Origin of the sequence: Flavobacterium xanthum, from assembly GCF_900142695.1 — a bacterium.
Lineage (GTDB): Bacteria > Bacteroidota > Bacteroidia > Flavobacteriales > Flavobacteriaceae > Flavobacterium > Flavobacterium xanthum.
The window spans coordinates 12,735-35,161 of the sequence record NZ_FRBU01000027.1; the positions used below are offsets into that span (position 1 = coordinate 12,735).

Annotated in this window: 18 protein-coding genes; 14 read left to right on the forward strand and 4 right to left on the reverse strand. The window is 33.6% G+C overall.

Annotated elements, in window-relative coordinates; translation table 11 throughout:
- Positions 1–5 precede the first annotated feature (5 nt).
- Positions 6–2,165: a TonB-dependent receptor gene (locus tag BUC11_RS11730; protein WP_073354268.1), complete on the reverse strand. Its 2,160-nt coding sequence runs from the start codon at positions 2,163–2,165 to the stop codon at positions 6–8.
- Between the two features lie 276 nt (positions 2,166–2,441).
- Between BUC11_RS11730 and BUC11_RS11735 the strand changes: the two genes are divergently transcribed.
- From BUC11_RS11735 to BUC11_RS11775, 9 genes are all read left to right on the forward strand, one after another.
- On the forward strand, positions 2,442–3,005 hold the full coding sequence (locus BUC11_RS11735) for a sugar O-acetyltransferase (RefSeq protein ID WP_073354269.1): 564 nt from the start codon (positions 2,442–2,444) through the stop codon (positions 3,003–3,005).
- 71 nt (positions 3,006–3,076) lie between these two features.
- Complete coding sequence (locus BUC11_RS11740) at positions 3,077–3,472, forward strand: hypothetical protein (RefSeq protein WP_073354271.1); 396 nt, start codon at positions 3,077–3,079, stop codon at positions 3,470–3,472.
- Positions 3,473–3,519: 47 nt separating this feature from the next.
- Complete coding sequence (gene gloA2, locus BUC11_RS11745; protein ID WP_073354272.1) at positions 3,520–3,909, forward strand: SMU1112c/YaeR family gloxylase I-like metalloprotein; 390 nt, start codon at positions 3,520–3,522, stop codon at positions 3,907–3,909.
- A gap of 128 nt (positions 3,910–4,037) precedes the next feature.
- Complete coding sequence (locus BUC11_RS11750) at positions 4,038–5,318, forward strand: chloride channel protein (RefSeq protein ID WP_073354274.1); 1,281 nt, start codon at positions 4,038–4,040, stop codon at positions 5,316–5,318.
- A gap of 6 nt (positions 5,319–5,324) precedes the next feature.
- Positions 5,325–5,942 carry an HPP family protein gene (locus tag BUC11_RS11755; protein ID WP_073354276.1) on the forward strand — a complete coding sequence of 206 codons (618 nt, stop codon included), beginning with the start codon at positions 5,325–5,327 and terminating at the stop codon, positions 5,940–5,942.
- Between the two features lie 180 nt (positions 5,943–6,122).
- Positions 6,123–6,662, forward strand: coding sequence for an IS1096 element passenger TnpR family protein (locus tag BUC11_RS11760; protein ID WP_073354278.1), 540 nt, complete (start codon positions 6,123–6,125; stop codon positions 6,660–6,662).
- Positions 6,663–6,724: 62 nt separating this feature from the next.
- A complete protein-coding gene (locus BUC11_RS11765; RefSeq protein WP_073354279.1) occupies positions 6,725–7,084 on the forward strand; it encodes a four helix bundle protein in 360 nt (119 codons plus the stop codon).
- Between the two features lie 47 nt (positions 7,085–7,131).
- On the forward strand, positions 7,132–8,190 hold the full coding sequence (locus tag BUC11_RS11770; RefSeq protein WP_073354281.1) for a nucleoid-associated protein: 1,059 nt from the start codon (positions 7,132–7,134) through the stop codon (positions 8,188–8,190).
- Positions 8,191–8,342: 152 nt separating this feature from the next.
- Positions 8,343–10,712: a GAF domain-containing protein gene (locus BUC11_RS11775; protein ID WP_073354282.1), complete on the forward strand. Its 2,370-nt coding sequence runs from the start codon at positions 8,343–8,345 to the stop codon at positions 10,710–10,712.
- On the opposite strand, the gene BUC11_RS11780 is transcribed toward BUC11_RS11775, so the two are convergent.
- On the reverse strand, positions 10,709–11,893 hold the full coding sequence (locus tag BUC11_RS11780) for a Pycsar system effector family protein (protein ID WP_073354284.1): 1,185 nt from the start codon (positions 11,891–11,893) through the stop codon (positions 10,709–10,711). The two genes, BUC11_RS11775 and BUC11_RS11780, sit on opposite strands and share 4 nt — an antisense overlap.
- Positions 11,894–11,915: 22 nt before the next feature.
- On the opposite strand from BUC11_RS11780, the gene BUC11_RS11785 reads away from it, so the two are divergent.
- Positions 11,916–15,650 carry a metallophosphoesterase gene (locus BUC11_RS11785; protein WP_073354285.1) on the forward strand — a complete coding sequence of 1,245 codons (3,735 nt, stop codon included), beginning with the start codon at positions 11,916–11,918 and terminating at the stop codon, positions 15,648–15,650.
- Here the strand turns inward: BUC11_RS11785 and BUC11_RS11790 are convergent.
- Together BUC11_RS11790 and BUC11_RS11795 are read right to left on the reverse strand one after the other, a co-directional pair.
- Complete coding sequence (locus BUC11_RS11790) at positions 15,633–16,508, reverse strand: esterase-like activity of phytase family protein (protein WP_073354297.1); 876 nt, start codon at positions 16,506–16,508, stop codon at positions 15,633–15,635. The two genes, BUC11_RS11785 and BUC11_RS11790, sit on opposite strands and share 18 nt — an antisense overlap.
- Before the next feature lie 161 nt (positions 16,509–16,669).
- Positions 16,670–17,734: a hypothetical protein gene (locus tag BUC11_RS11795; protein ID WP_073354287.1), complete on the reverse strand. Its 1,065-nt coding sequence runs from the start codon at positions 17,732–17,734 to the stop codon at positions 16,670–16,672.
- Positions 17,735–18,314: 580 nt separating this feature from the next.
- Here BUC11_RS11795 and BUC11_RS11800 point away from each other — a divergent pair.
- The 4 genes from BUC11_RS11800 (at position 18,315) to BUC11_RS11815 (ending at position 22,427) form a co-directional block, all read left to right on the forward strand.
- Positions 18,315–20,144: a PAS domain-containing sensor histidine kinase gene (locus tag BUC11_RS11800; protein ID WP_073354288.1), complete on the forward strand. Its 1,830-nt coding sequence runs from the start codon at positions 18,315–18,317 to the stop codon at positions 20,142–20,144.
- Positions 20,134–20,535: a response regulator gene (locus BUC11_RS11805; RefSeq protein ID WP_073354290.1), complete on the forward strand. Its 402-nt coding sequence runs from the start codon at positions 20,134–20,136 to the stop codon at positions 20,533–20,535. The genes BUC11_RS11800 and BUC11_RS11805 overlap by 11 nt, the downstream gene beginning before the upstream one ends.
- Positions 20,536–20,602: 67 nt before the next feature.
- Positions 20,603–21,499, forward strand: a complete 897-nt coding sequence (locus tag BUC11_RS11810) for an ABC transporter ATP-binding protein (protein ID WP_073354299.1) — start codon at positions 20,603–20,605, stop codon at positions 21,497–21,499.
- 91 nt (positions 21,500–21,590) lie between these two features.
- Positions 21,591–22,427 (forward strand): ABC transporter permease, encoded by an 837-nt coding sequence (locus BUC11_RS11815; protein ID WP_073354291.1) that lies wholly within the window; start codon positions 21,591–21,593, stop codon positions 22,425–22,427.

Here is a 22,427-nt window from a genome sequence, read left to right on the forward strand (position 1 = left end):
ATCCATTACAAATTCCTCAGCTGATTGTCTTTTTTGTCGTTGCTTATCGTCCAAAAGAAGCCTACAAAGAAAAACCGATCCGCTGTAGGAATGATTTCTTTTCGTTTGTAAAAACCTGCATTATCTGGATTGTTAGCGTATTCATAACCAAATACATTTTGAGAACCTAAAACATTGGAAACTGAAAAGTATATAATCTTTTGTTGGCTTAATAAATACGCCCAATTGAAACTTAAACTGTTGTACGATTTTGTTTTTCCATTCATGAATTTAGTTTCATTAGGATTGTTGTACGGTCGGCCAGAACTGTAGGAATTCGTAAAACCTATTTGCGATTTCCAGTCGTTTATCCAATATTTAGTAACAATTGATAAACTATGATCCGCAACGAAACTTGGGGTCACTTGAGAACTGAAATTTTTATAATCTCTTTCTGTATCGATGTACGAATAGGAAACCCAATATTCTAAATTTTTGATGGATTTTCCGTCTCTCCAAAACAAATCCAAACCTTTTGCATAACCAGAACCGGAATTATCATAAACCGAATTATAAGCTGCCATTTGAGTATCAAATTTTACTAAATCACGATAGTCTTTATAATAGGTTTCTGCACGAAACGTTTTTCCATTTTTATTGTACTGAAAATTCAAAATGTAATGCGACGCTTTCTCACTTTCAAACTGATTGCTGTTGGAATATTTGATGTATTCCGCATTTGGAGTTTGGGTAAAATCGCCATAGGCAAAGGAGAACTGACTGTTTTTAGCCATTTTATACGCAAATGAAATTCGGGGAGAAATAGCCGTTTCGTTGAGCAAATCATTATTGGATGCTCTTACTCCAACTTTTGCAGCCCACTTTTTAGAGAAGAAAATATCAGCTTCGGTATAAATAGCGGCTATGTTTGAATCGTACCCATTGGTGAAAACCGAACCGGAAATAGGATTAAAATCTTCCTTGAATTGTGTTACAAAATAATCCGCTCCAAAAGACAGTTTCAATCGGTCCGAAAAACTTTTTCGCAGTTTTAATTTTAAATGGGCTGCATTTTCATCATTCGCCACTTTATCTGAATCTAAATTTATTTTGTTGTTGCTGTAACCATAACTCAACCCCGAAGTAATTTGCCAGTTGTTCCCAAAAACGCCTTTGTAAGAAGAATTCAAATAAAAATTATTGTTGTTTAAATCGACTCTTATTTTCTCTGGTGAATTGATATTTTCCTGATTAATATCGAATTTAGACGAATCAAAAGCAGCGTACACTTTCAAAATTCCATTATTGAAGTTGTAGCGATATACCGTTTCTCCTGACAACGATTGAAAAGGACTATTCCAATCAACATTTTGAGGAATCAATGCTTGATACGGTGCTAAATTCAAGTAGTTCGCATTGACACTCAATGAACTTTTTTTCCATTTTTGGGTATTTCCAATTCCTAAACCAACGGTCATCAATGAGATTTCGGTTTTATTTTGATCCGGCTCATCTTGTGTATTCAATAACAAAACACTGGAAAGTGCTTCGCCATATTCTGCGGAGTAACCACCCGTTGAAAATGACATTCCGCTGAACAGAAAAGGAGAAAATCGGCCTCGTGTAGGTACGTTATTTGTACTTGCTCCGTAAGGCTGCGCTACCCGAATCCCATCTACAAAGGTTTGTGTTTCATTGGCCTCGCCACCACGAACAAATAATCTTCCGTCCTCGCCTACCGTTTGTGTTCCTGGCAAGGTTTGCAAAGCTGCAATAATATTTCCAGCAGAACCCGCTGTAGTAACGATATCTAATGGTTTTAGCACCGAAACTCTGGCTTTGTCTCCCGCCTCTAAAGTTCCGGCTGTAATTACAACGGCATCGAGAGAGGTTACGCTTTCACGAAGTTTAATGGTTTTGTTTTGAAAACTAGCCACATCAATTAGCGTTTTTGACGTTTCATACACGAGAAAACTTACCACTAAAGTTTGATTGCCCGTTGCCTTAGTGGTAAAGTTGAAATTTCCAGTTTCAGAAGTGGAGCCGCCATCATACGTTCCTTCGATAAAAACATTAGCGCCAAAAACGGGTTTCCCTTTTTCGTCTAGTACTTTTCCAGAAATTGTTGTTTGCGAAAAAATAAACGTGGTACATAATAAAAATGTAAGTGTAATAATGGTTTTCATCTTATTTGATTTTATGATGAAGCAAATGTATTTTAGAAATAAGGGAAGAAAAACTATACTATACTGAACTGTTGAAATCAGAGGATGAGTTGTATTGAATTTAATTATAGATTATATTTACAACAAGTCTGATGAAAACAGAAGCGATTTGCATGAGGGATAGCAGTGGAAATCCTTTATTTTCTCGTTGTCAAAACGAGAAAATAAAGATTGAAACGGATAGCCCGACCGCAGCTTTTGCGAAGGGTATGCCCAAAAAAAATAAGAAAATCAACCATGGAAGTAAAGACAGAAAAAGAAAAAATGATTGCCGGAGAATATTATTTGGCGGGAGATACCGTTCTAGTAAAAGACCGTCGCAGGGCTAAGAACTTACTGCATCGATTGAATGTCACAGAATACCGAGTGACCAAGAAAGCGCGGGAAATTATAAAAGAGTTGATTCCGAATGCCGATGCAAATTTTTATATTGAACCACCATTTCATTGCGATTACGGATACAATATCAGTTGTGGCGAAAATGTTTATTTTAATGTAAACTGCGTTGTTTTGGATTGTGCCAAAGTTACTATTGGCTCTAATGTGTTTTTTGCACCCAATGTACAGTTGTATACCGCCACACATCCGCTGGAAGCTGAATTGAGAAAAACGCTAGAAAATGCCTTACCCATAACCATTGGTGATGATTGCTGGATTGGCGGAAATACGGTGATTTGTCCTGGAATTACGATTGGAAAGGGCTGCGTGATTGGTGCAGGTTCAGTAGTTACAAAAGACATTCCTGATAATTCATTGGCGGTTGGAAATCCGGCAAAAGTGATTCGGAAATTGAATGAATGATGAATATTGAAATTGCAATTTCTCAAAACTAAATTTTCCTATCTTTGTTATAACAACTTAAACAAATCATAATGAAACATCTTAAAACATTTTTAGTCTTGGCACTTATCGTTGTCGCAAACTCAGTTTCGGCACAATCCACTTTTGATAAGTGGCCTGCCATAAAAGAATTTCACGAAGTAATGTCGCAAACTTTCCATCCGGCAGAAGAAGGAAATGTGGCGCCAATAAAAGCACGTTCAGAAGAAATGATGAACAAAGCAGCGATGTTATTAAAATCAGATATTCCAACAGAATTTAGAACAAACGCTATTTTAGCTTCAGCAGAACGACTGCAACTAAAAAGTAAAGCACTTCACAAATTAGTAAAGTCAAATGGAACTGATGCCGCAATTGTGAAATCAATTACGGATTTACACGACACTTTTCATGAAATTGTGGGACTTTGTTCTGACGCAAAAAAATAAAAACCTAAAGCCTAATCAACCGATTAGGCTTTTTCATTATAATACAAATGCTACAACTCAATAAAATTAACCATATTACCATTATTTGTTCCGATTATCAGAAATCTAAAACATTCTCTACAACTATTTTAGGGCTTACAATTATTCAAGAAATTTATCGTGAGGAAAGACAATCATATAAACTTGATTTAGCACTTAACGGAGACTATGTGATTGAATTGTTTTCTTTTCCAAATCCACCAAAACGTCCTTCGAGTCCTGAAGCGGCTGGACTACGCCATTTAGCATTTGAAGTCAATGACATCCAAAAAACACGCGATTTTTTAGTGAATCAAAGTATTACTGCAGAAGCAATTCGTATTGATGAATTTACTCAAAAAAGCTTCTTCTTTATCGCAGATCCAGATAACTTACCGGTAGAGTTTTATGAAAAATAAGGCGTTTTTGTTTGTAAAAAAGTCAAAATAATACCTAAATCACAAAAGAAAATAGTCTATCCATTTTCTTTATTTGATTCCGATTAAGTTTCTTTAATTTTGTATTACTCAGAAAATTAATTTTTCAAATGAACAATACCACAAAAATTAAAAAAAATTATCGCTTCATTAAAGTTCAAAAACTAGTAATTGTATCAATACTAATTGGTTTTCTATCGGCTTTTTTAGGTGTTATTTTAAAAAATACAACCGAATATTATGAAGAAATCTTTTTTCATAAAACGGTAGTTAACCCAATATTTTTAGTTGTTTTCCCCGTTTTTGGATTGTCAATTATCTATTTTCTGCGGGAATATGTATTCAAGAAAAAGGAAAATAAAGGCATAAAAGAAGTGTTTGAAAGCACTAATTCTCCTTCGAATAATTTACCCAGTTATAAAATTCCTTCTCATTTCATTAACGGCTTATTGACTGTCGTTTTTGGTGGCTCTACAGGAATAGAAGTCTCGACAGTTGTTGCTTCGGCTACAATAGGTTCTGTGGCACAAAGAAAACAAAATGTATTCCGACAATACAAAACCGAGTTAATCTGTGCGGGTGTTGCTGCCGGAATTACCGCATTATTCAGCAGTCCTATTGCCGGCCTTTTATTTTCATTGGAAGTAATTTCAAGAAAAGTAACTCGGGCATTTATACTAACCAATCTAATCGCTGTTTCAATCGCTTTTGGACTCCTTCATTTATTGGACGAAAAACCTTTGTTTGCAGTACATAATATGACTTGGCATTTAAGAGCTATTCCCTACTTTATACTGCTTGGAATTATAGCAGGAATAAATTCGGTTTATTTAACCCGTTGTGTGTTATTTTTTAAAGCACAATTTTCTAAAATAAAAGTACACTATTACAAAATCATCTTCGGATCCGTAATTTTAAGCGTTTCCCTTTTTGTATTTCCACAGCTTTATGGCGAAGGCTATCATGCCATCAAAACTATTTTCATTAATCCGAATGGAATGGTACTTTCACTTTCAATGGTACTTACTTTCATTGGAATTTTAGTTTTGAAACCTATTGTTACCTCAGCCACTTTAGCTTCAGGAGGAGATGGCGGCGTTTTTGCACCAAGTTTGTTTATAGGAGCTTTTTTAGGATTGCTACTTGCTTTAATTTTAAATCAGTATTTCAATGCCAATGTAATTCCAATAAATTTCGTCATAATAGGAATGGCAGCCGTTTTGAGTGCCAGTATTCATGCGCCTTTTACCGCCCTATTTTTAGTGTGTGGTTTAACCAATGATTACACGTTGTTTCTACCAATTCTAGTGGTGTGTTTAATCTCAAAATACACGGCTAAATTGATTTATCCGTTCACCGTTTACTCTTATTCTCCCAGTTTAGCAAAATAATTATCGATGGCAGTTCAAAAAATAAAAAGGAGTTACCGCAAAACAAAATACATTCTGTACAAAGAAACATTGGTTGACTTCACAGAACATTTCTGGGCTTTTCTCGGTTCTTTTATAGGCATCGGAATACTCGCTTATTTACAATCCCAAACGTTACCGCAATCTGATGTGGTATATTTAATCGGTTCCTTTGGCGCCTCCAGTGTTTTAGTTTATGGTGTAATCCAAAGTCCATTGGCACAACCAAGAAACCTTATTGGAGGACACTTAATTTCAGCAATTATAGGAGTTACCGTTTTTCAATTCGTTCCGGATCTAGTTTGGATAACCGCCCCGCTTGCCGTTTCTTTGTCTATTGTTTTTATGCAAATAACGAAAACTCTGCATCCACCAGGCGGTGCTACTGCTCTAATTGCAGTTACTGGTTCAAATGAAATTAAAAATATGGGCTATTGGTATGTACTTTCCCCGGTATTGAGCGGCGTACTAATTTTGCTTGCTGTAGCTTTGGTTTTTAATAATATGACATCAAATAGACAGTATCCAACTCATAAAAAATACCATCAGTTCCGAAAAAGAGTTGCACGTGTTTTTAAAAATAAACCAAACGATCAAAAACTGTAATTTCAGAGGTAAATATTTAGTTCTAAAACGAGATTTACTTTTTTCTATTTTGTTGAAATAGTATCATCTTGATCATTTTCTTACTTCCGCATACGCAAAAATATTATCAACAAATCGAAAATCTGAAATCTAAATCTAAAATTATATTTTACCTTTGGCCTTTCAATAAAAACAAAGATTATGGTATATAAATTTAGAGTGATTCTAGACGCAGAAGAAGATGTTTTTAGGGACATTGCAATACTTGAAGACGATACTTTAGAAGATTTACACAACGCTATTTTCAATTCTTTCGGTTTTGATGGAATGGAAGTGGCTTCTTTTTATACTTGTGACGAAACTTGGAATCAAGGAGAGGAGATTTCACTTTTTGATACCGGTGATGTTCCCGGTGAACAAAAGGTCATGAGCGATTACCAATTATCCAATATTTTAGACAAGCAAAATACTAAAATTCTTTATGTATATGACTTCATCAATATGTGGACGTTCCTTGTGGAACTTGCTGCTGTAGAAGATCAAGTTGTTGGTAATTTATATCCTGAAACTATTTTTTCTCATGGTGAAATGCCTGACGAAGCAATGGAAAAAAACTTTGAATCAGACAATGCAGATGACTACAATGATGAATTTGAAGATGGCTTAGACGAGGATGATTTAGACATGTTTGAAGGCGATGACAGTTTTGAAGATTATGGATTTGAGGAGAATTGGAATTAATTCTTGAAGAAGGTGCTAGCTACTAAGGTGCAAAGTTGCAAAGGTTTTAAAAATATAAGAACATGAGTACATTTAGAGACTTACTGATTTGGCAAAAATCTATGGTTTTAGTTACCGATATCTACCCGTTAACAAATTCATTTCCAAAAGAAGAAATTTACGGTTTAACTTCGCAAATCAGGAGAAGCTCAGTCTCAATTCCGAGTAATATTGCTGAAGGTTACGGCAGAGATGGTAATAAAGATTATTTAAAATTCTTGAATATTGTAGTAGCTTCATTATTTGAAATACAAACACAACTTGAAATAGCATTTAATCTAAAATACACAAACGAAATTCAATTTAACAAAAAATACGAAGAAAGCAGAGAAATAGAAAGAATGTTAAGTTCATTCATTAGAAAAATAAAAGAGCGAATTTAAAACCTCAATTTCTTTGTCTCTTTGCTCCTTTGAAACTCAAAAAAACCATGATCAACTTATACAACACCCACATCGAAAACTTATCCATTCATAGAGTGGGAAATAAAAGTAGAAACGAAGCGATTTTTTTATCGGAGCAACCGTTTAATCTGAATGATGAAATTGTGCCTTTGATGAAAGAATTTTTCTTTAAACCCTTTAGAGAAAAAGAAGAAAACTATTTTCAGTTTGCCCATGAAATTGATTTAGACTATAACGACATGTTCAAATTTGCAACGGAAGTTTTTGATAATCCAAGTACAATTCATGACGTTTCTAAAAAAATCACAACGCACTTATTTGAGCAGTCGAATCATCCGCACATCAAGAATGGTGAAGTATATGTTACTTATTTAACCAATGTAAGTATCGATAATAATGTGGTTGACGCTATAGGGATTTTCAAAAGTGAAATTCAAGCTGACTTTTTGCAGTTTGAAGAAAAAGCTTCCCATTTAGAGATGATTTTGCAACATGGTGTGAGTCTGAATAAGTTGGACAAAGGATGTATTATCTTTAACTACAAAAAAGAAGAAGGTTACAAAATCCTGACTGTTGACAGCAACCGTTATGATGCGAGATATTGGTTGGAACATTTCTTATCTGTGGATGCTTTTGAAGATGAAAACTTCATCACTAAAAAATACCTTAAATTCTGTCAGAACTTTGCGAAAGATGTTGTTTTTCCTGCAGAAGACAAGAAAGAAGAAGTGATGTTTATGAATCGTTCCGTGAATTATTTTGCTAAAAATGATCAGTTTGAAGAAACGAATTTTCTTAATGAAGTTTTAGACAATCCAGACTTAATTCCTGAGTTTAAAAACTATAAAGTTGACAAAGGAGAGAAATACAGCATTGAAGATGTTACCTCATTCCCTATTGCGAATGCAGCAGTTTCTGATGCTAGAAAATCCATCAAAAACGTGATCAATTTAGATACGCACATCCAAATTAAAATGGATTTTATCAATCCTGAAAGTGCGGAGAAATATGTGGAAAAAGGTTGGGATGAAGAAAAACAAATGTATTATTACCTTGTTTACTTCAATAAAGAAGAGAAATCATAGCTTAAAAAGCACGCAATAACGCACTATAAAAAAGATTCAGTCCCCAATTCACTTCTGTAATTGGGGATTTTTACATTTAAAAATAAAACTCCAAAAACAATTCCAAAAATTTGGTTTATTTGTAAATTAGTAGCTCTTAAAATAAAAGAAAAATGGCGCATAATTTTTTTAAAGAAAGTCCGTTCAAAACCCTAATATCATTTCATAAGCTTATTGAAGCCTTGGAAGCAATTGCGGTCACTAATGTGGATTATCGTGCTAATTATGCCACCGCTTTATTAAAAGAAATAGAGCCCCTACCTGAATTTAGAACAGGCATTGAAGATTTGAGCATAATTTCTGAAAATGAAACTTTAATTAAGCATTTGCTAGCTGATTTATTTCCAACTGCATTAACAAATAATGAAATTAAGGCAGTTACAATTCCATTTCAAAATTTCACGTTCAATTACACGGAAAGATTCAAGAAAATAGTCACAGAAGCTGGTGTATTATTTGACATGGCCATTCGAGATTTTAATGAACATCAATTTTATGTAATGAGTTGTACGTTGATTTTGAATGCGATTTACGGACAAAAAATAGACTTTAATAAGCCCTTATTTTACGATATACCAAACAAAAAAGGAATTATGAATCAGTATCGTATTTTGTACAATGCTGATTTTTTAGAAATTATTGCAACCGAAAAAGCACCAAAGCTATCGCAGGATGACATAGATTTGTTGATGGACAATTATGACAACCTTGCTTTATGGAAAGAAAAATTTCCTGTTGAGAGTTGGATTCTCAAAGGATTTGGCATTGCCATTTTATTTGATGCCACCACGGAAAGTTCCATTTCAAAGTTAAAAAGCAATCTATTGAAGCCCGAAAAGGAGCAAATAGAGTTGCAAGAAAACTTCGAATCTATTTTTCGTTCCATTTTCAAAATTACTGATTTAAGAGTGGGAGTTATTGTTTACAATGAAGAGGAAGATAAATTTGTAAAACCCACTTTGAATGACAAGAGTTTGACCAGTTTCATACTCGCAGATAGTGAAGAAGTAGCTTGTAAAAATGCACTTTTTAGTTGTTCTTTTGAAAATCTGTTGGAAAATAAAAAAATTATATCCATTTCAAATGTTGAAAAATTTGCGCAACAACCAGAAAATGAAATACTAGGCAATCATTTATTGAAACAAAATATTCAGAGTTGCATTTTTGCTCCCATTTTAAAAAACGGCTTACTTTTAGGAGTAGTTGAACTCGTTTCCGGATATCCTAGGGAATTAAATAGTATTAACGCTTGCAAACTAGATTTGATTTTACCCTATTTAATTGATACCGTCGAGCGCTACAATACGGATATGCAAAATCAAATTGAAGCCATAATCCAAAGGGAATATACTGCTATTCACCCGAGTGTTTACTGGAAATTCAGAAGGGAAGCATTAGATTATTTTGAAACGAGTAGCCATAATAAAGGCTTCATTTTTAAAGAAATCGTATTCAAAGAAGTATATCCTTTGTTTGGACAAATAGACATCAAAGGATCATCAGAACATAGAAACGAGTGTGTTAAGGAAGACCTAAAAAACCAAATTAGTGCTCTCATCCACCTTTTTAAAAATCAAGAATCAAAGATCAACTTAGTTTTACTAGAACAACGAAAATTTGAATTAGATTCCCTTCTTACGCAACTGGAATTACCCTTGAAAGCAGATACAGAGCAGCAAATTCAGCTTTATATTGAAAATGAGATTCATCCTATTCTAAATAATAGCGAAGCCGGTTCAACTGAAGCACTTTTAGTCGCCAATTATTTCGAAAGCATAGATAAGAAATCGGGCCTGTTTTATCAATCCAGAAAGAAATTTGATAATGCCATGTCTATTATCAATAAAAAACTAGCTTCACTCCTTGATAAAAAACAAATAGAGGCACAAAACATATATCCTCATTATTATGAGCGTTTCAAAACTGATGGCGTAGAACACAATCTTTACATAGGATCTTCGATTGCTCCATCAAAACCATTTGACACACTCTACCTCCATAATTTGAGATTGTGGCAGTTACAAACCTTATGCGAAATGGAGATGAAACACCACCAACTCAAACTCTCTTTGCCCTACGAACTCGATGTTACAGGATTAATTCTAGTTTTTAGTTCTCCCATTTCAATTCGGTTTAGAATGGATGAAAAACGTTTTGATGTAGATGGCACCTATAATGCTCGCTATGAAGTGGTAAAAAAACGTATCGACAAAGCTATGATCAAAGGCAGCAGTGAGAGAATTACAGCAAAAGAAAAAATAACAATCGTTTATTCCCATACCAATGAAGAAATGGAATATTTGAATTACATTAAATTTTTACAATTCAAAAAGATTTTAGAATCTACAGTCGAACAATTTGAAGTAGAGGAATTACAAGGCATCTCCGGCTTAAAAGCAATTAGAGTGAAAGTTAGCAATGAACATAGAAAGCAAATCCCAAATAATTTTTCGTACCAAGATTTGCTGGATGAATTAAACTAAGCGCCCACCATCCTGAATGCAATTACAAAAGAAACAACTGATATTATAATTCCTATCATAAATAAATTGTAAGCAATTCTTAACAATCGGTATTTTTTTTCGAGAACCAATCCCAGAAAATACAAATCCTTAATCATAGAATTATACAGGTATTCTTTGTCTTTCATCATTTCATTCATTGCCCATTGGTACTCCTCCAAAGGCATTTTATAGAAATTTCCAAAAAAAAGCAAGTTCACTTTTTTGTTTTCGATGTCTTGTCGAGTAAAAACTCCTTTGGTCACTTTTGGTCGTGTAGAAAGTATCGCAAAAATTATAGTGGTCACACTGGACAAGAGCATGACAAAAGTAGGGATCATCAAATGAGCATTGTTAGGACTATCTAATTTAGGGATCAATGTTGAGAGTGCAATGGAAATAATTATAGCATTTACCGACAGTAATATATTCGCTTTACTATCTGCAATACCACTCAAACTAGTATGATTATTTAAGGTGATACGAAAAAGAGTATCGATGGCTCGTTCCGGTTTTTGTTCTTTTTCCCTTTTTTTTAATTCTTTCTCCAATTCTTCTTTAGCATTGCCTTCCATTTTTTTTCTTTTTTTCTTTAGTCGCGTTACCGTTTTTTCTTTTAATGGCTGCCAATTTCTCAAAGCATAATCCGTGTAGTACTGATGTCTATCCGACATAAATTCTATGTTTTCAGTATTCCAGTCATAATCAGAAAAGGTTTTTTGATCCATATTTTGCCACTCCATTCGCAACGCACTACTCGTTGCTGGATAATCATCACTTGCTAAATGGAAGTAATCCGCATCCCTCATTATTTTTTCAATAGGACTTTTAGGTATATATCCGAATGCTGTTGACCGTATTAAATTAGCTATGTTGGCCATATAATCAGGCGATTTTTCATTTTCTTGTAGAAACTCGTTAGCGATTACCACACTAGATTCTTCATGATCATCACAACCATTAATATATCCCGTGTCATGAAACCATGCAGCAATTATCAAAATTTCTCGATCAGAAGAATTAAGATCTACTGCATCAGCGAGAGTTTTAGCAGCGGTAACGACATCAATTGTGTGTTGTAAATTATGATAGGTATATAACGAAGAAAGTCTATCTTTGAATAATTTTTTAACAAATACTTCAGCCTGTTCTGTTAGATTCATGGACTTATTTTTATACTAAATTATGAAATTATTTTTGGATAAATGTTTTATTACCTCCAATAAAGCAGGTTTTATATTTTTTATTGTAGCGCTATTTTTTCAATCGTGCGCAACACATCATGCCCAGTTTGGAAAAAACATCAAAAATGTAGTTTCCCAAAACGCAACAGATAGTTCAGCAATTGCGCATACTTTTTATTTAATTGGAGATGCTGGTAACGCCAATGAAAAGAAAGCACAGCAAACATTACTTATACTGGAGGAACGTTTACAAAAAGCCAATAAAAACAGTACTCTTTTATTTCTTGGTGATAATATTTATCCAAAAGGATTGCCTGCAACTGATAGTCCAAATGAACGAATTATCGCGGAAAGTAAATTGACAAATCAACTTAAATTATCTAAAAAATTTAAGGGGCAAACTATCTTCATTCCCGGAAACCACGATTGGTATAGCGGAATTAAGGGATTAGAACGCCAGGCTAAATTTGTAACGGAGTACCTCAACGACAAGAAATCATTCCTTCCTAGAAAAAGTTGCGGTATTGATGATTTAGAAATCAACGAAAATCTGGTTTTAATCACTATCGACAGCCAATGGTTTTTAGAGGATTGGGACAAAAGCCCTACAATAAATGATGATTGCTCGATCAAAACTCGAGAAGCTTTTTTTGAAGAATTTGAAAACCTTTTGAGTAAGAATCAAGAAAAAACAGTAATTCTCGCGCTACATCACCCGCTAATGAGCAATGGATCACATGGAGGTCAATTTTCACTAGAAAAACAACTTTTCCCCTTAGAACAAAAGATTCCGCTTCCAATTTTAGGTTCTGTAATCAATTTTGTCCGAAAAACATCTGGAGTAAGTCCACAAGATATTCAAAATAAGCAATACAGCCTTTTTATCAAAAGGGTTAAAACACTACTTCAAAATCAGGACAATGTTATTGTCGTATCCGGCCATGATCACAATTTACAGTATATTGAAAAAGACAATATAAAGCAAGTTATCAGTGGTGCAGGTTCTAAATCTGAAGCTGCTAAAGCACTTTATCCAAATGATTTTTCCTATGGTCGAAATGGGTATGCTTCCTTGGCAATCTATGAAAATGGGGTGGCAAAAGTATCATTTTATGGCCAAGAAAATAATACCGAAAAACTTATCTTTGAAAAATTGGTATTGGACAAAAAAGAGGATTATAACACGAAAGTATTTTCAACCTCATTTCCCAAAACGACCACTGCTAGTATTTATACTTCAAAACAAACCCAGAAATCAGGGTTTTATAGGTTCTTCTTCGGAAACCACTACCGCAAATATTACAGCCTACCCATAGTGGCTACAACTACTACAATTGATACTCTTTATGGAGGATTACAACCAAAGCGTTCTGGCGGCGGACATCAATCTAATTCCTTACAACTCATTGATAAAACGGGAAAAGAATATGTGATGCGTGCTATGAAAAAAAGCACAACACGTTTTATCCAATCCGTAGCTTTCAAGAATCAGTTCATCCAAGATGAATTTGACGATACGTATGCCGAAAATTTATTATCTGATTTTTATACTACTGCACATCCTTATACGCCCTTTGCTGTGGGCAATTTAGCCTCAAAAATAGGTGTTGCTCATGCGAATCCTAACTTATACTACATTCCAAAACACAGTGCGTTGCAAAATTTCAATGTTGAATTTGGAAACGAATTATACTTGGTGGAAGAGCGTCCAACAGATAGCCAAAAGGATGTAGCAAGTTTTGGCAATCCAATGGCAATCATCAACACAAAAGAGGTATTGAAAAACCTACACAAAGACGAAAAATACACAATAGATGAAAGTGCTTATATTAAAGCGCGCTTATTTGACATGCTTATAGGTGATTGGGACCGTCATGAAGATCAGTGGCGTTGGGGCGAATATAAAGTAGATCAAAAAGTAATTTACAAACCCATTCCGCGAGATCGAGATCAAGCATTTACAAAATATGATGGTGCGTTGCTCTTTGTATTAATGAAAAGTATACCATTACGTCACATGCAGTCTTTTGGGGACAAAATGAAAAACGTCAAACTGATGAATCGAGAACCTTACCCCTTAGACCTCGCTTTTATAAAAACTGCCGATGAAAACGAATGGATCAAACAAGCAAAATACATCCAAGATAACCTATCAGATGAAGCTATAGAGGCGGCCTTTGATAATTTACCTGAGGCTGTACAAGATGAGACATTGCAAGATATCAAACGAAAATTAAAACTTCGTAAAAAAGAATTACAGCAGTCGGCCTCCCAATATTACACGGTTTTACAGCACACTGTTTTGATTGTTGGAACAGATAAAAAAGACAAGTTTGTAATCCAGAATAAAGGAAGAAACAAACTCGAAATCCAAGTTTTTCGCTTGAAAAATGATGGAGACGAACTACAATATACTAAAAACTTCAACGCTAAAAACACAAAAAAAATATGGATTTATGGTTTAGATGATGATGATATTTTTGAAGTAAAAGGAAAAGCACAATCAGGAATTAAAATCCGACTAATTGGAGGTCAAAATGAGGATTCTTACATTGTTGAAGACGGAAGAAAAATTAAAATTCATGATTTTAAGTCCAAGACTAATACGTATGCATTAGATGCGAAGAGTAAAATTTTATTATCAGACGACTACGAAACTAGCTTATACGATTATAAAAAACCGAAATATAATGCTTTTTCTGGGCTTCCAAATATTGGATTTAATCCTGATGACGGAATAAAAATAGGCATTGTAGCAGGTTATATTGTTAACGATTTTCATCAGAATCCATACACTCAAAAACACAGCTTAAAAACCAATTATTTCTTTGCTACAAAAGGATATGAAGTTATTTATAATGGTAAATTTCCAAAATTATTTGGCAAATGGGATGCTGATTTCGAGAGCCGCTTCACCAGTCCTAATTTTACGATAAATTACTTCGGTTACGGAAATGAGACTGTAAATGAGGATGATACTTTTGGCATGGATTTCAATCGCGTTCGCATCCGAATGCTAAAAGTAATGCCGTCCATTAAAAGAGTTGGACAATACGGTAGTACCATTCAGTTACAAACCAGTTTTGAAAGAATCACCGTCGAAAAAACTATGAATCGGTTTGTAGATCTTTCCCCAAGTGTAAATCCAGCGGTTTTCCAGAGCCAACAATTTGCTGGAGCAATGCTAAAATACAGTTTTGAAAATTATGATGTACTATCTTTTCCCTCTATGGGAATGGGGTTTAGTATCGCAGGTACATGGAAAATAAATCTAGAAGATACCAAAAGAAATTTCCCTGCATTAGAAAGCAAGCTTAATTTTAATCACAAAATAGACGCCAACGGAAAGCTAGTGTTCGCAACTATACTTAAAGGAAAAGCCGTATTAAATGACAATTTTGAATTTTACCAAGGAGCGACTTTAGGAGGTGATTATGATTTAAGAGGTTTCAGAAATGAACGTTTTTTAAGCAACCGATCTTTCTATCAAAGTAGTGATATTCGTTTGAATTTAGGAAAAATAAAAAGGACCATTATACCGATGTCTTATGGAGTCTTAGGTGGTTTTGATTACGGTAGAGTATGGCAGAAAGGCGAGAGTTCTGATAAATGGCACCAGTCATTTGGTGGCGGCTTATGGCTTAACGGACTAAATGTATTAACGGCCCGGATCACTTATTTTAAAAGTGCAGGCGAAGAAGCACGAATTGCTTTTGGTCTAGGATTTGGATTTTAACATTTTAAGACTGACATTATACACATTTCCTCCAATGCTTTTGGTTCTTTCATCAGCAAGGAATAAGCGGTCATTATCTTTAAAACAAGCCGCTTCTTTTTGAGAGAAATGATTTAATTCCAGAACAGTTTTAGTACCATTAAGGAAGTCATCGTTTTTAAAATTTTCAAATAAAAATAGTTTATCGTGTGTTAAAATAGCAACTTTCTCATCGTTTGGGCTAATGGTTGCACTGGTGATTGCGCAACTATTGTACACTGTACATGTTTCAAATTTCCCCATTAAAACCGCTAGATGAACTCCTGGAGCATTCGGTATTTTATATAAAAATGCTGTTCCATCAAATCCTTTACTTCTATTTTTTGTGAAAAGATAGAAATTATCTTTAAACTCGAAAAAACCTTCTACATCATAAAACATTTCTGATTTCTTAGGTGGAAAATCTTTGTGTTCAGGATAAGTAAAAGAAATCTTGTATACTGGTGTTGCACTTTTGCTTTGTAACGCGTTTTTATCAATTTTGTAGATACTCAAGTCCTTTCTTTCATTGTCATTATTACCAAAATCGCCAATATAAAGATTTCCTTCTTTGTCTTTTGTGATGTCTTCCCAATCGATATTATCTGTGTTTGAGATCGTTAAGGTATTCTCGATTTTTCCATTAGAATTAATACTATAAATTGCATTTGGGTTTCCACGATCTTCTAATACCCATAACAGATTAGCACTAGGAACATACGTTATTCCTGAAACCTCTTTTAATTTATTGGGAAAAGAAAAGAGTGGTGTCAAAGAATTTGATTCTTGCTGACAACCCATCAAAATAAAAGAGAAACTCAATAAAAAATATTTTTTCATAAAAAAGAACTTGACGTTAATTTGAATAGCATAAGGAAATAGTAAAAAGCAATTAAGAAAATTCATCCCTTTTTAATTGTGGTTGCAAAAATTAAACAATACGATTTATAGTAGCATGACCAAAAATCATTTTAATTCGTTCAACACAAACAGACCAACACTTACATTCTTGATTTAAATAAATTAATGCTTTTGAAATTTCGAGTAATAAATTCAAATGCTGCATTCATAATTTCTCCCATAGATTTGGCTTTTTTAAAATTCAAATCATTGGTATAATTGTAAAGTTCCATTTGTAACTGATGCAAATGTGCTTCGGGTGCAAGTTCGTCCTCTCCCATAATTTCCAATAATCTGTTGATTCTATTTTCAGCAGAAATCATTCTTTTAGCTAACACAGAACGCTCCTCATCTTTGTATTGCTCGATTGAACTATTTTGAAGTTTTTCTTTTACCAATTTAACCATTGGATAATTTTCTTTAAAAAACTGTGGGCGATACACTTTAAAATTGCCTTCGTAACATTGCTGATCAAAATCAATGGCCCGTATTTTATAGACCACTTGGTCAAAATCATGCGTAGGAACAATTACATAATTATAAGAACGCATATCCCCTAGCAACCGAATCATACAACGTTCATTAAACTTTACAAACTCTTTTGCGATTTGTGACTTTTCCGTTTCTGTACAATCTTTCAATAAGGTTTTAATAAATACATCGCCCGGAATCCCCATGATGTGCTCCTCAATTAAAGTATCTTGGTAAACCAAAAAATTGATTTTATCAGGGGAAAGAATGTGTTCTAATTCCAAACCATAAACACGGGAAGCATCGGCTTTTTTGATATAAAAATGCGTATAATTATCATTAAGTATGTTCCTGACTTTTATTCGAAAAGGCTTTGAGTTCCCAAAAGTGCAATAATCAATCGAATCCACATTTAAGAATTTAATAATTCCTAAATTACCATCTGAGTGCAATAGTGAATAGATTTTTTTTAAATTCAAATCAATTTCTTCTCTTTCAAACTCATTGTAATACACTCTAATCCACAACGTATCCACATCGTTTTTATCATACACCGTTACCGAACCTGAAAATCGCAATAAATCATCATAAAATATTGAGACTTTTGATATGCGATCAAACCGCTCTAAATACTGCAAAAGAGCATCATTTATAGGATAAGATGGTTTTTTAAAAATCATTACTGGCTCACTCATCTGAAAAAAATTTACAACAAAATTACAACAAATTAAGCTGTTGACTGGTGCATGCGTTCAACTAAACCTCTGCGAACTTACTATTGAACCATAAAAATGCAGTAAAGAAGATTATTGAATGTTTAAATAGACCTCCGCGACATCAGTTTTCATAAATTATTGGCGAGAGATCTCTGAAATAGTACAGGTTTTAAGTTTGAATAAAAAAAGATAAAAATAATGTTTATCGTAAAAATATAAAAGTACACGCCGCAGCTTAGGCTGACTTAATTTCCTGCGCTAATTATCCCAAATCAATAATAAAGGAGCAGCTTTTATTATATTTTTTTATTTTAATAAACAACAATTAGGAAAAGCGCCAAGGACTAGATTACGATCACGTATACAGTTTACTACCAGATAAACCGAGATCTTAGATATAATCCCTGTATCGTAAATAAAAACATAAAAGCTGATTTAAAAGCATATTTAACATTACCATCCTGAAAAACGGTTATTTAATGTTAAAAAAAATGGATGACAACATTTATACTTTATATTTGAAAACCCCAAATTACTTAAAAACATTTATAACCTACTAATGACAAATAAACTTGAACTCTACTTCAAGGCTGCGCAATCAGCTAAGATTGGTATATGGAAGATGAATGTGCAGACAGATCACGTTTTTTGGGATGCAGTGACAAAATGCATTCTTGAGGTTCCTGCTGATTTTGACCCTGTTAATGGAAACGGAATTAATTTTTATACCGAAGGAGAAAATAGAGACCGGATTAAAAATAGAATTTATAGTGCAATTCATGAAGGAATTTCGTTTGATGATAAATTCCAAATTACTACCGCTAAAAACAATATAAAATATATAGAATGCATCTGTCAAGTGGAAATGATTGATGGAAAACCGGCTAATTTATTAGGTACTTTTCAGGATATCACAAATGAACAGAACTTAATTAATGAGCTTCAATTAAATGTAGAGAAATTTTCGTCCATTTTTTCTAGTGCCAATGACTCAATCTTCATTATTGACACTTCTAATGGCATCATAACCGATTGTAATCCGAGATCCTCAGTCCTCACTGGATATGAGGTCTCTGAATTAAAAGGCAGCCATTACACCGAATTATTTAGCGAAGAATTTCGAAAAGAAGCCCATTTTTTTCTAAAATACAACCTACACAGAAATGACTATACCGTTGATGAAACCTTCATAAAAACTAAGTCGGGAGATTTAATCCCAGTCGAGATAGCCTCTGGAAAGAAATTTCAGGTGGATAATATCACCTATTTAGTGTGTTTCATCAGAGACATCAGCGAAAGAAAGATTACTGAAAACAAAATGACTTTACTATCACTTGCTGCATCTGAGACAACTGACACCATAGTAATTGCTGATAAAAATGGAATCGCTGTATGGGCAAACCAAGCTTATTTAGACCTAACGGGTTTAACAATGATTGAAGTTTTAGGGCAAAAACCAGGATGTCTATCTAAAGGTCCTGAAACGGACGCAACTTCCTCATCATTGATGCGAAAAGCGATTGAAAACCAAGAAAGTATAAAAATTACGGTACTTAATTATAACCAGAAAAAAGAAAAATATTGGTTTGAATTGAATATCACGACAGCCTTTGATAATCACAATAATTTCATCAATTTTATTGGTGTAGGACGAAATGTAACTTCCAGAATCGAAAAAGAACTAGAATTGAAAAAACTTTTAGAAGTCACTAGTAATCAGAACAATAAATTATATAACTTTACACATATCGTTTCCCACAATATCCGTTCTCATACCAGTAATTTATCTATGGTAGTAGATGTGATTGAAAATACTGATGATATCCAAGAGAAACTTTCCTATTTTGAATTATTTAAAGAAGGAACGGAAAAACTGTCTGAATCGATTGAATATTTGAATGAAATAATAACAATTCAGCAAAAAACAAATATCGAAAAAAAAGAAATTTGTTTAAAAAACGAAATCGAAAAAACAAAAAAAGCATTAAGGTTAGTTATTAAAGAAAGTAAAATAATTATAACGGACACCATTCCAGAAGATCTTATGGTTACAGCCATACCAGCCTATTTAGATAGTATTTTACTCAACTTAATTACCAATGCTATAAAATACAAATCAACGCAGCGCACTGCTACCTTAGAAATACAGCATGAATTTATTGATAATTACAATGTCATAAATTTCAAAGACAATGGATTAGGATTAGATTTAGAAAGAAATGGACATAAAATTTTTGGTATGTATAAAACCTTCCATGGCAATGAAGATGCTAAAGGAATTGGGTTATTTATTACTAAAAATCAACTAGAAGCCATGAATGGCAAAATTGAGGTAGAAAGTGAACTAGATCTAGGTTCGAATTTTAAAATTTATTTAAATGAAAAATAAATTAACATACATCATAGACGATGACAAACTAACCGTGAAACTGATGAGCATTCTTATTTCAAAAAATAAGTTTTGCGAAGAAATTCAATCTTATAATAACGCCCAACATGCGTTAGAGGAACTAAAAAAAAATGAATTTGACAACGAAATTCTGCCAGATGCCATTTTACTCGACCTCAATATGCCAATGATGGATGGGTGGCAGTTCCTAGACGAGTTTATCGAATTATCATTAAAAAAAGAGATCTTTATTTTTATCATGACTTCCTCAATTGACCCGGCTGACATCGAAAAAGCGAAGGAATATCAAATAGTAAAAGATTATATTGAAAAGCCAATCACTGCAAAAAAACTGGATATCCTTTGTAAATTAATCGGAGAAATAAACTAATTCTGATTAAATAGTAACAAAATCGGTCCTTGTTCGTCCTATATAAAAATATATAAAGATGAATTCCTTGGAAACGATACTTTCAGTCAAAAATCTCAATAAACGTTATGGCGCACTCCAAGCTTTAAAAAACGTTTCTTTCGAAATAAAAAAAGGCAATGTCTACGGGATCTTAGGTCCTAATGGGAGCGGAAAATCAACCACCTTAGGTATTGCTTTAAATGTGGTCAACAAAACTTCTGGCGAATACAGCTGGTTTGGCGGAACCATGGAGACACATCAAGCCCTGAAAAAAGTAGGCGCGATTATTGAAAGACCAAATTTCTACCCCTATATGACCGCTAAGGAGAACTTAGAATTAGTGTGCAAAATCAAAGGGATTAATTACGCCAAAGTCAACGAAAAGTTAGAATTAGTAGGTTTGACGGATCGCCAAAATAGTAAATTCAGTACCTTTTCATTAGGTATGAAACAACGATTAGCAATCGCTTCGGCACTATTGAATGATCCTGAAATCTTGATTTTAGACGAACCCACAAATGGCTTAGATCCACAAGGAATCCATCAAATTAGAGATATTATCAAACAAATTGCCTCTAAAGGGACAACCATATTGCTCGCTTCGCATTTATTAGACGAAGTGGAAAAAGTGTGTACCCACGTTTTAGTATTACAAAAAGGAGCGGTTTTATATACTGGTCTAGTCGACGGAATGTCAGCTAATGAAGGATTTTTTGAAGTAGAGGCAGATGACATTCCCAACTTAATGATGGTTCTAAATACGCATCCCGCCACTAAAAATATTGTACAGGAGCAAGGAAAGGTTTTGGTTTATTTAAAAGAGAATTTGGAAGCAAAAGACTTGAATCGTTTCCTTTTTGAAAAAAACATAGTTTTAAATCATTTGGTGAAGCGAAAAAACAGCTTGGAAGAACAATTTTTAGAATTGACACAAAAAAAATAACATCGGTAAAGCAATTTCACGAGCTACATTTAAATCTTATTACAAAACACTAAATCTTAAGCTATAATTCTTAAGTCTTAATACTCAATTTATGAAACGACTTCTCTCCATAGAACTTCAAAAAATTTGGAAAAACAAAGCCAGTCGGGTTTTGACATTGACCTACTTTATACTTTTAACCTTCATTGCATTAATAGCCTCTATAAAATTTGATTTAGGAATTTTTAAATTTCACCTAGCTGAGATGGGGATTTTTAACTTTCCTTTTATTTGGCATTTCAACACGTACATTGCAGCAATACTAAAACTATTTTTAGCCATCGTAATTGTTTCGATGATGGCAAATGAATACAGTTATGGAACGCTAAAGCAAAACTTAATTGATGGCATGAGCAAAGCGGAATTTATTCAGTCTAAATTTTTAACCGTTGTTTTATTTGCATCAGTATCCACCATTTTTATTTTTATAATGTCACTGATTTTAGGATTTAGTTTTTCATCTTACACGGAATTCAGCATCGTATTTTCTGATTTGGAATACCTGCTTGCCTATTTCATAAAATTAGTTGGTTTCTTTTCGTTTTGTTTATTTTTAGGGATATTGGTGAAACGATCCGCCTTTGCGTTAGGATTTTTATTGGTTTGGAATATTATCGAAGGAATTGTAAAAGGTATTTTAACGTTCAAGATTTTCCCAGAAAGTACCACAGCGGCTTCCATTATGCAGTTTTTTCCTTTGGAATCCATGTCGAATTTAATCATTGAACCCTTTACACGTTTGTCAGTGGTGAAAAACTTGGGAACACAAATTGGATTAGATAATGTTAAAAAATATGATGTCGAACTGTCTTCCCTAATAATTGTTTTATGCTGGACCGTGATTTTTATTTTCCTTTCGCATCGATTATTAAAAAATAGAGATTTGTAG